The organism is Streptomyces sp. DSM 116793, assembly GCF_057320905.1.
In genome coordinates, this window is sequence record NZ_CM170494.1 from 6,373,331 (window position 1) to 6,386,044 (window position 12,714).

The window sequence follows — 12,714 nt, forward strand, 5'->3', positions numbered from 1 at the left end:
GGTCTACCCCGACGCTGCGGAGCGCAATCCTCCCTGTGCGGAATGTGCGCTTCCGCCATGGAGTCGAACGCGGATGCGGTGGGGGAGACGTGGATCCCGCGCCTCGCGCCCGTCCAGCGACCATGCCCAACACAGCGGAACGGCCCGGCGGTTGGGACCGCCGGACCGTTCCGGTGGATGTCTGGGGACGCCTGACGGCGTCGGAGCCCGAGGCGCACCCCGAGTCGCGTAAAGGTGCCGCGCGCCGGCCTTCCGGAGACGCCGCACGCCGGGCGCGCACGGGCGCCGCACGCCCTGGGCTCACAGGGCGCTGAAGCCCACCTTGCGTGCCGCCTGCTCGCCGATCTCCACGTAGGCGAGGCGTTCGGCCGGGACCAGGACCTTGCGGCCGTGTTCATCCACGAGGCTCAGAAGCTGTGCCTTGCCGGACAGCGCCTCCGCCACCGCGTTCTCGACCTCTTCGGCGCTCTGGTCGCTCTCCAGAACGATCTCGCGGGGCGCGTACTGCACGCCGATCTTGACCTCCACGGCTTTGTCCCTCCGACGGTCAGTGATGTGCGCGGCCGTCCGCGCCGTACCAGCACACACTAGCCCGGCGCAGACACCGGAAGCCCCTGCCCCGGAACGCCGGTAGCGAACAACGGACGGGAACAAACGGCGGGTGCGCGCAGCGACGACCGCACGCCCCTGTCGGGGCGCAGTCCTGCCCGGAAGGGGCGCTGGGAAGTGCGTGATCGGTCCCGACGAAAGCGGGGATTGCCGGAGGAGACCAAGCCGTGGGTGCGCGCCGTGCACGCCGCTGTCGGGGCGCGGCCCCGCCTGGAAGGGGTGCGGGGCACTGCGCGACCAGCCCCGGCGAAAGCCGCGGATCGCCACTGCCCGAAAGGGGCTGCCCGGCCCGCCGGGGCCCCCGCCCGCAGGGGGACGGATCCGCCCGCAAGGGGCGAACCCGGCCCGCAAGGGCCGCTGGCCGCGGACGGCCCCGGCCGCCCGGAGGTCGGGACCCGCCCCGGGGCGGACCGGACCCGTGACGGACCCGAAACCGGCCGGGGCCGAACCGGTCCCGTCAGTGGTGCTGCTCCCCGTGCAGCGGGAAGCCCGCGATGCCGCGCCAGGCCAGAGACGTCAGCAACTGCACCGCCTTGTCGCGCGGCATGCTGCTCTCGCTCGACAGCCAGTAGCGCGCCACCACCTGGGAGACGCCGCCCAGGCCCACGGCGAGCAGCATGGACTCGTCCTTGGAGAGGCCGGTGTCCTCGGCGATCACCTCGGAGATGGCCTCCGCGCACTGCAGGCTGACCCGGTCGACGCGCTCGCGCACCGCGGGCTCGTTGGTCAGGTCCGACTCGAAGACCAGGCGGAACGCGCCGCCCTCGTCCTCCACGTACGCGAAATAGGCGTCCATGGTGGCCGCCACCCGCTGCTTGTTGTCGGTCGTCGACCCCAGAGCGGTCCGCACCGACTCCAGCAGCGCGTCGCAGTGCTGATCGAGCAGCGCCAGGTAGAGGTCGAGCTTGCCGGGGAAGTGCTGGTAGAGCACCGGCTTGCTGACGCCCGCGCGCTCGGCGATGTCGTCCATGGCGGCCGCGTGGTATCCCTGGGCGACGAAGACTTCCTGTGCGGCGCCCAGCAGTTGATTGCGCCGCGCGCGGCGCGGTAGGCGGGTGCCCCGCGGGCGAGCCGCCTCTGTCTGCTCGATGGCTGTCACGCCGCCTCCCAAAATCGTCCCAGCGCCGTGTGCGCCACGTCGCCATCGTACTTTTCGGTAACCGTGGTGTGCGCGGTGCGAGCGCAGAATTTCACGGATCGGACAGCAGCGAAACACGGATAGAGAGCATCAAACACGGGCAGGTCAGACTGTCCGGAAGCGCTTTCAGTCGGGGTCTGTGGGGAAGCTGTGAGCGGCGTGTGACGCAGATCGCCTCCGATCGCCGCCCGCCGGCGACCGACCGGTCGGTCACGCCCCGCACACGCCTCTCGCACTGTCCGTCACGGCCCGGGAGGCCGGTCCTGCCGTGCCCGGCCGTGCTCCGTGCGCGCCACACGCGTCTTCCGCGCGCTACGCCCATGGGGTGCGCGACGCACGAGCCTTCGAGCGCCGCACACCCGACCCGCGCCGCGCCTACCAGCCGCGCACGCCCGAGACCCGAGCCCGCGCACGCCCGGTGGCGCGCACCCGTCTGCCGTCGCACGCGCCGTGAGCGGGCGCGCCCTAGCGGTAGTCGTCCTCGTCGAGGTCGACGATCCGGGACTGCTCCGCCAGATCGGCCTCGTCGGCGTCGAGCGGGATCCCTTCCGGCCGCACGAACTCCTCGCCGGGCGCGAGATCGGCATACTGCTCCGCGGCGTCGGCCTCAGGGGCCTCCAGGGAGACCTCGCCGGGCTCCTCGTCCTCGTCCTCGCTGATATCGATGTCGTCCTCGAAGATCTCGGGGTCGGTTGGATCGACCGTCATCTCTCCTCTTCCCCGGCGGGTGAACGCGCTTCCTGCCGTGCGCGTGCCCGGTGCGTGTCCTTGCCGTTTCCTGTTGTCGTGAGCGCGCGCCGTGGAGCGTGCCCTGACCGGGTGCCCGTACGACCCGTTCTCACCGGGTGCCCGCTCAGCTCGCCGATGATGCGCGGACGAGCCTAAAGCTGCTCTCTTCGCGGGCCCGCGGCTGTTCGCCGCTGCCCGCTCCGCCTCCGTGCGGTCTTCCCTTCGAGCCTAGGAGACGCCTTCCCGCAATGCCATGCCGGTCTGTGACGGCGAACGCACGAACAGCGGTGTGATCGTCTCGTAACATTGCGGCATGTCTTCGACCGAGCTGCCTTCCGCGCCTGCCGCCGCCGCTGCCGCTCCCGTCGTGGGCACGGTCGCCGATGGTGAGCGGATGCGCTCGGTCGGCCTGGTCGGGCTCACGCTCGCGGTGCGCTCCCGCCCGCCCGCGACCACGGGCCTGCCGCCCGCGCTGTACGTGCACGGGCTCGGCGGCTCCTCGCAGAACTGGTCCGCGCTGATGCCCCTCCTCGACGAGGCGGTGGACGGCGAGGCGATCGACCTCCCGGGCTTCGGCGACTCGCCCCCACCGGACGACGGCAACTACTCCATCACCGGGCATGCCCGCGCCGTGATCCGCTACCTGGACTCCCAGGGCCGCGGCCCCGTGCACCTCTTCGGCAACTCCATGGGCGGCTCGATCACCACGAGAGTCGCCGCCCTCCGCCCCGATCTCGTCCGTACGCTCACCCTGGTCTCACCGGCGCTTCCGGAGCTGCGCGTACAGCGCGACGCCGTGCCGACCGCCCTGCTCGCGATTCCCGGCATGACCCGCTTCTTCCGGTGGCTGAGCCGGGACTGGACTCCCGAGCAGCGGGTCCGCGGCGTCATGGGGCTCTGCTACGGAGACCCCTCACGGGTGACGCCGGAGGCGTTCAGGGCCGCGGTGCAGGAGCTTGAACGCAGACTCGAACTGCCCTATTTCTGGGATGCGATGACCCGCTCGGCACGCGGCATCGTCGACGCCTACACGCTGGGCGGCCAGCACGGCCTGTGGCGCCAGGCCGAACGCGTGCTCGCCCCGACGCTGCTGATCTACGGCGGAAGAGATCGCCTGGTGGCGTACCGTATGGCGAGCAAGGCGGCGCGGGCGTTCCGTGACTCACGGCTGCTGACGCTGCCCGACGCCGGGCATGTGGCGATGATGGAGTACCCGCACACGGTCGCGCGGGCCGTCCGTGAGTTCCTCGCGGACACCGAAGAGCGTGGCGGAATGGGGAGCTGAAGCGACGCGTGGGACGGCACAGCCGCCGAGGACCGGCAGACAATGGCGACACCGGCAGCACGCCCGTGGTCCCCGGCGCGTCCGGTTCCGGCCGGCGCAGGCGGTCCGACGGCACCCGGCAGCCCGGTACCGACCCCCAGGACACCCCCCAGCACGGCATCCCGCAGGTGCCCCCGAACGCCACTCCCGCGCGCGGGACGCCGCTTCCCGCCGGCCCCGGCGCCCCGTGGCGCGGCCCGGCGCAGGCCCGGGGCGGGCACCCGGAGCACAGGGAGCCGGGCGGCGGCTGGGGCGCGACGGGCGCCGCGCCGCCCGAGCCGTCCCCCCGGCCGGGCGCGGAGGGGAGTCCCGCCGGAGGCCGCCCGGGCGGCGGAGGCCGTCCGGACGACGCCCGACCGGCCAGCAGCCCGACCTACGGCACGGGCTCCTTCCCCGGCCTTCAGGGACCCGCCGCCGGGCCGCCCGCGGCCGGTGACATGCAGCCAGGGGCGGGCGGCGGCCCTCGTGTACCGGGTCCGCGGATCGTCGGCACGCACATCCCGGGGCCGCGGACGTCGGGCCCCCGTCAGGAGTACATCGACGCGTTTGACGATGATCGTGCCGCGGCCCATGGCAATGATGATGATGTGAATGCCGTCACACCGCGCCGGACGCCTGGTACCGAGACCGCCGCCTCCAAGACGCTGAGTGCCGACCCGGAGACCGTTGCCGACGCCACCGCGGTGTCCGCCGGGTCCGCGTCCGGGGCGGGCCCCGGGGCGGCGCGGACCGGGAGTGCGGACGGCGCGGAGCCGGCCGGCGGGGCCAAGGCGGCCAAGGGGCGCGCGTTCGCCGGTGTCGCCGCCGCCGCGGTCACCACCGTCCTCGCCATGATCGTGGCGGGCCAGGTCACCGAGGGGCGGCACGACGGCTCGGCCACCGCGCAGTCGGCCGGCGAGGAACGCGGGACGGCCGACTCCCCGTCCCGCTCCAGGGAGCGCCGGGCGAGTGCCCAGCCGGCCCCGGCGCCCGCCCCGCTGACGTACGACCAGAAGATGGGCAAGAAGTACCCGCTCGGTGCGACGCTGAAGGCGTCCGGGAAGTTCGCCGCCATCCCGGGCTTCGCCAAGGCCCCGGGCAAGGGGCGCCTCTACCGCTACCGCGTCGACGTCGAGCAGGGCCTCGGCCTGGACGGGGCGCTGTTCGCGGACGCCGTCCAGAAGACCCTCAACGACGACCGCAGCTGGGCGCACGGCGGCGGCCGCACCTTCGAGCGCGTCTCCTCCGGAAAGCCGGACTTCGTCATCACCCTCGCCAGTCCGGGGACGACCGCGACCTGGTGCGCCAAGTCCGGCCTCGACACCACGGAGGACAACGTCTCCTGCGACTCGGCGGCCACCGACCGCGTGATGATCAACGCCTACCGGTGGGCCCAGGGCGCCAAGACGTACGGCAACGCCATCCACCCCTACCGCCAGATGCTCATCAACCACGAGGTCGGTCACCGGCTCGGTTTCAACCACGTGGTCTGCACGAAGAACGGCTCGCTGGCACCGGTCATGCAGCAGCAGACGAAGTTCCTCACCTACGACGGGATCACCTGCAAGCCGAACCCCTGGCCGTTCCCCGGCGCGTGAGGGCCCGTCCCGGCGCGTGAGGGCCCGGGCCGGCACGTGAGGACCCGGGCCGCTCCCGGTGAGTGAGGGCCGGCCTCGGCGGCGCCGCTCGGAACCGCTCATGCGGCGAAACGCCGTTCGCTCCGGAAAGTTACGCGCATTCACCCCTTCCGGTGGCGCGATGGACAACCGTCCATCGCGCCACCGGCTTGTCCGCATACCGTTCGTCGCGCCGTGAGCCGCAGAACCGAGGGCGGCTCATCAGGAGGAAGATCGGGGTGTATCCGTGCGTATCGGACTCCTTACGGAGAGTGGCTATCCGTATGTGCGCGGTACCACCGGGCTCTGGTGCGACCGGCTGGTGCGCGGGCTCGGGCAGCACGAGTTCGACGTCTACGCGCTCAGCCGGAGCGCCCCGCAGGAGGGTGCGGGCCGGCTCCGCCTGCCCGGCAACGTCCACCGGGTGCGTACCGCTCCCCTGTGGGTCCCGCCGGAGGAACTCCCCGCCCTGCGCCACGGCCGCCGCGCCCGGCGCAGGTTCGCCGAGTGCTACGCGGAACTGGTCGCGGCCGTCTGCGCCGAGGGGCAGGCCGGGACTGCACCATCCCGGGAGGGCGGTGCCCGGGCCTCCGCCGGGCGTCCGGTCGCCGGCCCGGCGGGGGCGGGGGGCGTGTCCGATCCCGCCCCGGGGCACGGAACCGCCGCCTCAGGACGGGCTGCGGCAGGGCACGGGGTCCGCGGCGGAGCCCGTGGTGGGGTCCTCGGAGGCGACGCCACCGAAACCGAGGCGGACCGTTTCGCCGGTGCCCTGTACGGCCTTGCCGCGTTCGCCTGTGAGGAGGGCGCCCCGGCCGGGCTGCTCCGCTCCGATCTCGCGGTCCGCGCCCTGGAACGCGCCTGCCGTGCGCCCGGCGCACTGCGTGCGGCGCGCACGGCGCGCGTGACCGACCTCCTTACTGCTGTCGCCGGGATCGAGCGCCTTCTGAGACCGCTTTCGCTCGACTGGTACGGCGACCGCGACCTGGGTGCGGTCGACCTCTGCCACGCCGCCTCGGGTGGCGCGGCCGTCGTGCCCGGCCTGCTGGCCCGGTACGTCGCGGGCGTGCCCCTGCTGCTCACCGAGTACGGGGTGGCGCTGCGCGAGACGTACCTCGCCGGGGCAGCGGCCAGCGCTCCCGTGCGCGCCCTGGGTGCCGCCTTCCACGGCCGGCTGGCCGTGGAGGCCTACCGGCAGGCCGCCTGCATCACGCCGGGCAACGCCCATGTGCGGCGCTGGCAGGAGCGCTGCGGTGCGCAGCGGGCCAAGCTGCGCACCGTGCATCCCGGCATCGACGCCTCGCCGTTCGCCGAGGTGGGCGAGAGCGGCGACGCCGGGGAGCCCGGGGCGCTCGTCTGGATTGGCCGGATCGAGCCCGGCAAGGACCTGGTGTCCTTGCTGCATGCCTTCGCCGAGGTCCGCAGAGCCGAGCCGGGCGCCCGGCTGAGGATCGTCGGCGGGCCCGCCGAGGCCCCGGGCGCCGCGGAGTACACCGCCCACTGCAAGGCGCTCGCCGCGCAGCTCTTTCCGGACGAGGCGGAGGACCGGCACTCGGCCGGCGAGAACCCGGTCTCCTTCGAGGAGCCGGCCGGGCCCGGTGCGGCGCACCTCGCCGAGGCCTACGCCGCTGGCAGCGTCGTCGTGCTGTCCAGCGCGGTGGAGGGCTTCCCCGTGGGGCTGGTGGAGGCGATGTTCGCCGGGCGCGCCACGGTCTCCACGGATGTCGGCGCGGTCGTCGAGGTGATCGGCGGCACCGGCCTGGTGGTACCCCCGCGCAACCCCCGGGCGCTCGCGGAGGCGTGCGTCTCGCTGCTGCGCAATCCGGCCCGGCGCGCGCTGCTGGGAGCCGCGGCGCGTGCACGGGCGCTCGAACTCTTCAGTACCGAGCAGAACGTTCTCACCTTCCACGGCATCTACCTCGACATCGTCGCCCAGTGCACCGCGCCGGGGCGCCGCACCGCCGGCGGCCCCGCCCGGCCCCGCCCCTTCGCCGTGCCGGCCGAGGCCCGCGTACCGGCCGACTGGCCACGGAGGACACGCGCGGGGACGTCTCCCGTGGTGCCCGCGGAAGCGCCCGTGGGGACGGTGCCGACGACGCCTGCGGGGACGCCGAACGGAGGGCGGGGCACGGTGCCGGGCGCGGTGCCGAAGGGGGTGGTCCGGCACCACCGGCCGAGTTGGGCCCGTGAGCCGGACGAGCCCGCGGGGCTCAGGGGCGCGCACGCCGGGCATCAAAGACCCGTCGCGGCAGCCTCGTCCCGCGCGGAGGCGGCCGACGCTCCGGCCCCGGCACCGGGCCCGTGGGACCGGACCCGGTCGGCCCGGGCACGTTCCGGCGTCGCCGTGGCCGCATCCGCCCAGGCACAGGCGGCCCACGTCGGCTCCGTCCGCGCGCAGGCGCCGGAGGGGGAAAGGCCGCGGGCCGAGGCCGCGCGCCCCCGGACAGCCCTGCCGGCGGAGCAGGCGCTGCCCAGGCACGCACGTGCGGAGACAGGGGCCACCCGGGAGGTGGCACGGTGAGCGGTGCGAACCGGCCGTGCGTGGCGGAGACGCGGCCATACGGGGCGGGCCGTGCCGGAGCGGGCCATGCCGGCGAGGGTCGTGTCGGCGAGGGTCGTGTGGGCGAGGGCCATGTCGCGGAGGGCGAGCGGGACGGGCGGGCCGTGGGCGTGGTCGTGGCCGTGATGGGCGTGCGGGGTGCCGTCACGGGCCGTGGGGCGGTGCCCCCGACAGCCCCCTTGGGCGCGGGACGGGCGTGGCGTGCCGGGTGGGCGCGGGCCCGCAGTGCCGGGTGGGCGCGGGCCCGCAGTGCCGGGCTGACGGAGGCGGCGCGATGACCCCCGAGTCCCGTACCCCGGCGCGTACCCCGGTGCCCGGCTCCGCGGTCGCGCCGGCGACCGCGCCGGTGCGGGGCACCCGGGCCCGGCGCGGCGCCGGTGACCCGGTGAAGGCGCTGCTGCACCGGCACCGGGACCTGTGCGAGCGTGCCGTCGATCCTCTGGAGGTCGCCGCCGGGCTGGAGGCGGCCGGGATCACCGACCGCATGGCCGTGCGCTTCCGGCACCGGGACGTCTTCTCCCTCGCGGAGGAGATGTACGCGCGCGTGGCACGCGGCAGCGAGCCGGACCCGGCGCTGCGGAACGCCGCCACGCCCGGCGCGCGCGCCCGGCGCCGACTCGCCTGGACGGCTCCCGCCTGGGTGCGCACCACCGCCGCCTACGTCGCCTGGCTGACCGCGGCGCTGCTCCCCGCGGGGGCCTGTGCGCTCACCCTGGCCGCGCTCCGCCTGACCGGCGGCCGGGCACAGCTCGCCGTGGCAGCGGGCGGCGCCCTCGCCGCGGCGTTCTCGCTCGGGACGGCCCTCCGCCGCGGGCCCCTGCGCGCCCGGCACCGCCCGGGGTGGTCCACGCGCGCGTGGACCTGCTTCCTCATCGGCTACGCACTGCTCGGCGACGCGCTGCTGGACACCGCCCTGGCGGGCGGCCCGGACCTGGACGCGGCACGCAGGACGCTGCCCCACGCGCTGGCCGCGCTCGCGCACGGCTCGCCCGTCCCCGAGCCCTGGCGCCTGCCCCCGGGCGCCCCCGGCCCGGCCACCGCGGCCGTGCTCGCCCTGGCGCTCGCCGTGCTCCCGGCGGCCTGCTGCGCACGCCTCTTCGCCGCCGGAGCCACCCGCCGGATCGACCGCAGCCGTGACCTGGCGGAGTTCACCGCCCGGTCGCGGCCCCTGCTCCTGGCCGTCCTCGCCCTGTACCTGTGCGCCCTCGGCCTGCTGCTCGCGCTGACCGCGGCAGCCCTCCACCAGCACCCCGGGTACGCCGGCGCGGTCGCCCTGGGCGCGTTGCTGATGCTGGCCCGGCTGCTCACGGTGTACGGCTTCACCCGCGCTCCCGCCCTGCTGCTCGCCGCCGCCGGGAGTACCGAAGTCCTCGCGCTCGCCGCCGTCCTGGCGGCCCGTATGCCCGGCTGCGCCCTGCTGGCCGTCCCCGTCGCGAAGGCGGCCGCCGTCGCGGGGCCCGGCGCCGTGCCCGCCGTGGCCTGCGGCACCGCGGCCCTGGTGCTGCTGGTGCACGCCGGCCGCACCCTCACCCGGGCCTCGGCCCACTCCCCGACGGAGCCCGCGTGACCCGACACAGCGGGCTTCCCCCCACGATCACCGCACCACCCCTGAAGGAGTACAGCAGATGACCACCACCCTCGCCCGAGAGCTCGCCCGGAGGGTTGCCCTATGAGGGTGCTGTTGATCGGAGCGGGCGGATACCTCGGCAGATTCGTCGCCGACCGGCTGCTCGCCGACCCCGCCGTCCAGCTCACCGCACTCGGCCGCGGCGACGACGCGGACGTACGGTTCGACCTCGCCACCGGCAGCCCCGGCGCGCTCACCCGCTTCCTGGACGCCGTCCACCCCGGCGTCGTCGTCAACTGCGCCGGCGCCACCCGGGGCGGCGCGCGCGACCTCATCCGGCACAACACGGTCGCCGTCGCCACCGTCTGCGAGGCCCTGCGCCGCAGCGGCTGCGGCGCCCGCCTCGTGCAGCTCGGCTGCGGCGCCGAGTACGGCCCCAGCCAGCAGGGCTCCTCCACGGCCGAGGACGCGGTGCCCCGGCCCGGCGGCCCCTACGGGGTGAGCAAGCTCGCCGCGACGGAACTGGTGCTCGGTTCCGGCCTCGACGCGGTCGTGCTGCGGGTGTTCTCGCCGGCCGGACCCGGCACCCCGGCCGGCTCCCCGCTCGGCCGGCTCGCCGAGGCCATGCGCCGCGCCATGCAGTCCGGCGACGGCGAGCTGAAACTCGGCGGCCTGGGCGTGCAGCGGGACTTCGTCGACGTCCGCGACGTCGCCCGCGCCGTCCACGCCGCCTCCCTCTCCGCGGCGCAGGGCATCATCAACATCGGCTCCGGGCGGGCGGTACGGCTGCGCGACGCCGCCGCCGTGCTCGCCCGGGTCGCCGGCTACGGCGGCGCCCTGCACGAGCTGGACACCCACGGCCACGTCCACCCGGGCCACGGCCCCATGCGCCCCGTCATCGGCCACCCCCGCACCGAGCACGACCATCCCCTGCCGCCCGCCTTCCCCTACCCGGACGGCTGCGGCAGCTGGCAGCAGGCCGATGTGCGCACCGCACGCGACCGGCTCGGCTGGCGGCCCCGGATCAGCCTGGAGGAGTCCCTCGCCGACATCTGGATGGAGGCGGCATGCCGCATCTGAGCCGCTCGGCGCCGGGCACCGCGAGCGCCGTCACCCTCGGCGTCGGTGTCCCCGGCTATGCGCACCCCCTGGTCGCCCCCGTCGAGTGGGCCGAGCTGACCCGCCCCGGCATCCCGCTGCACTGGGTCGCGCTGAACGTGTCGAACGGCCCGGGCGTCCGGCCCGACCCGCACTGCCTGGACGCGGCGGGCCGGCTCAGGAACACCGGCGTGGACGTGCTGGGCCACCTCGACCTCGCCCAGGGCACCCGGCCCTTCGCGGAGCTCGTCCGCGATGTGCACCGCTACGCCGACTGGTACCGCGTCGGGGGCTTCCTGCTGGACCGCTGTCCGGGCGAGCCCGCCGCGCTGCCCGGCGTGCGGCGCCTGGCGGGCGCCCTGCGCGCGCTGGTGCCCGGCGCGCATGTGGTCCTCGGGCATGGCCGGCACCCCAGCCCCGGCTATGCGGAGATCGCCGACCAGCTGGTGACGTTCACGGGGTCCTGGGGAGACTATCGCTGGTCACAGGCGGCGGAGTGGACCGCCGCCCACCCGGCCCGCAGGTTCTGCCACTTTGTGTACGGGCTCCCGCGCGGTCACCTGGAGGAGGCGCTGCGCATCGCGCGCTGGCAGGGCGCGGCCACGGTGTTCTTCACCGACCGCACCCAGCTCAGGGGCGGCGCGTCACCCTGGGAGGCGATGCCCGGGTACTGGGATGAGCTCGTCTCGCTCATCGGACGAGGTGTCTCGGAATGAACCGGGGCGTGGCAGTGTTGTCGGATATGACAATTTCCCCGGCTCAGTCGGTCACGGCCGAGCGGGGGACTTCATTGAGGCACCGCAGCAATGAAGAGATGAAGCACTGAAGCCGAAGTATCGACGTACCGATACGCCCGACCAGCCCCCGAACGAGGTCTCCGTGTCGCTGCCACCCTTGGTAGAGCCAGCAGATGAGCTCACCGTAGACGAGGTCCGCAGGTACTCCCGTCATCTGATCATCCCCGACGTGGGAATGGACGGGCAGAAACGGCTGAAGAACGCGAAGGTGCTCTGTGTCGGCGCCGGCGGCCTCGGCTCGCCGGCCCTGATGTACCTCGCCGCGGCGGGGGTGGGCACGCTCGGCATCGTGGAGTTCGACGAGGTCGACGAGTCCAATCTGCAGCGGCAGATCATCCACAGCCAGGCGGACGTCGGCCGCTCCAAGGCGGAGTCCGCCCGGGACACCGTGCAGGGCATCAACCCCTACACGAAGGTCGTCCTGCACGAGGAGCGGCTCGACTCCTCCAACGTGATGGAGATCTTCGCCCAGTACGACCTGATCGTGGACGGCACCGACAACTTCGCCACCCGCTATCTGGTCAACGACGCCTGCGTGCTGCTGAACAAGCCGTACGTGTGGGGTTCGATCTACCGCTTCGACGGCCAGGCCTCGGTCTTCTGGTCCGAGCACGGCCCCTGCTACCGCTGCCTCTACCCGGAGCCCCCGCCCCCCGGCATGGTGCCGTCCTGCGCCGAGGGCGGGGTGCTGGGCGTGCTCTGCGCGTCCATCGGCTCCATCCAGGTCAACGAGGCCATCAAGCTCCTCGCGGGCATCGGCGAGCCCCTCGTCGGCCGCCTGATGATCTACGACGCCCTGGAGATGCAGTACCGCCAGGTCAAGGTCCGCAAGGACCCGAACTGCGCCGTCTGCGGCGAGAACCCCACCGTCACCGAGCTCATCGACTACGAGGCCTTCTGCGGCGTCGTGTCCGAGGAGGCCCAGGAGGCGGCGGCCGGTTCGACGATCACTCCCAAGCAGCTCAAGGAGTGGATCGACGACGGCGAGAACATCGAGATCATCGACGTCCGCGAGCCCAACGAGTACGAGATCGTCTCCATCCCGGGCGCCAAGCTGATCCCGAAGAACGAGTTCCTGATGGGCAACGCTCTCGGCTCGCTCCCGCAGGACAAGAAGATCGTCCTGCACTGCAAGACGGGTGTCCGCAGTGCGGAGGTCCTCGCGGTGCTGAAGTCCGCGGGGTTCGCGGACGCCGTGCACGTCGGCGGCGGAGTGATCGGCTGGGTCAACCAGATCGAGCCGGAGAAGCCGGTGTACTAGCCGGAGTGAGCCAGGCGTGAGCCCGGTGCACTTCCGGGG

10 protein-coding genes are annotated in these 12,714 nt (G+C 74.2%); 7 read left to right on the forward strand and 3 right to left on the reverse strand.

What is annotated here, in order from left to right; genetic code table 11:
• Positions 1-300: 300 nt before the first annotated feature.
• The 3 genes from ACSMXW_RS25055 to ACSMXW_RS25065 form a co-directional block, all read right to left on the reverse strand.
• Entirely contained in the window at positions 301-528 is a 228-nt protein-coding gene (locus tag ACSMXW_RS25055; protein ID WP_485799545.1) for a DUF3107 domain-containing protein, read from the reverse strand.
• A 538-nt stretch (positions 529-1,066) separates the two neighbouring features.
• Entirely contained in the window at positions 1,067-1,708 is a 642-nt protein-coding gene (locus ACSMXW_RS25060) for a TetR/AcrR family transcriptional regulator (RefSeq protein ID WP_485799547.1), read from the reverse strand.
• 504 nt (positions 1,709-2,212) lie between these two features.
• Entirely contained in the window at positions 2,213-2,455 is a 243-nt protein-coding gene (locus ACSMXW_RS25065) for a hypothetical protein (protein WP_485799549.1), read from the reverse strand.
• Between the two features lie 334 nt (positions 2,456-2,789).
• Here ACSMXW_RS25065 and ACSMXW_RS25070 point away from each other — a divergent pair, with 334 nt between their 5' ends.
• The 7 genes from ACSMXW_RS25070 to moeZ all read left to right on the forward strand — a co-directional run bounded on the left by ACSMXW_RS25070 (position 2,790) and on the right by moeZ (position 12,675).
• On the forward strand, positions 2,790-3,761 hold the full coding sequence (locus ACSMXW_RS25070; protein ID WP_485799551.1) for an alpha/beta fold hydrolase: 972 nt from the start codon (positions 2,790-2,792) through the stop codon (positions 3,759-3,761).
• 167 nt (positions 3,762-3,928) lie between these two features.
• The gene (locus ACSMXW_RS25075; protein ID WP_485808289.1) at positions 3,929-5,377 is read left to right on the forward strand and encodes a DUF3152 domain-containing protein; all 1,449 of its coding nucleotides are present in this window, start codon (positions 3,929-3,931) and stop codon (positions 5,375-5,377) included.
• A 265-nt stretch (positions 5,378-5,642) separates the two neighbouring features.
• Positions 5,643-7,913 carry a DUF3492 domain-containing protein gene (locus ACSMXW_RS25080; protein ID WP_485799553.1) on the forward strand — a complete coding sequence of 757 codons (2,271 nt, stop codon included), beginning with the start codon at positions 5,643-5,645 and terminating at the stop codon, positions 7,911-7,913.
• A 313-nt stretch (positions 7,914-8,226) separates the two neighbouring features.
• Entirely contained in the window at positions 8,227-9,519 is a 1,293-nt protein-coding gene (locus ACSMXW_RS25085) for a hypothetical protein (protein ID WP_485799555.1), read from the forward strand.
• A 102-nt stretch (positions 9,520-9,621) separates the two neighbouring features.
• Positions 9,622-10,599 (forward strand): NAD-dependent epimerase/dehydratase family protein, encoded by a 978-nt coding sequence (locus ACSMXW_RS25090; RefSeq protein ID WP_485799557.1) that lies wholly within the window; start codon positions 9,622-9,624, stop codon positions 10,597-10,599.
• Positions 10,587-11,333, forward strand: coding sequence for a spherulation-specific family 4 protein (locus ACSMXW_RS25095; RefSeq protein ID WP_485799559.1), 747 nt, complete (start codon positions 10,587-10,589; stop codon positions 11,331-11,333). Before ACSMXW_RS25090 ends, ACSMXW_RS25095 begins: the two co-directional genes overlap by 13 nt.
• Positions 11,334-11,496: 163 nt before the next feature.
• Positions 11,497-12,675, forward strand: coding sequence for an adenylyltransferase/sulfurtransferase MoeZ (gene moeZ, locus ACSMXW_RS25100; protein WP_485799561.1), 1,179 nt, complete (start codon positions 11,497-11,499; stop codon positions 12,673-12,675).
• Positions 12,676-12,714 lie beyond the last annotated feature (39 nt).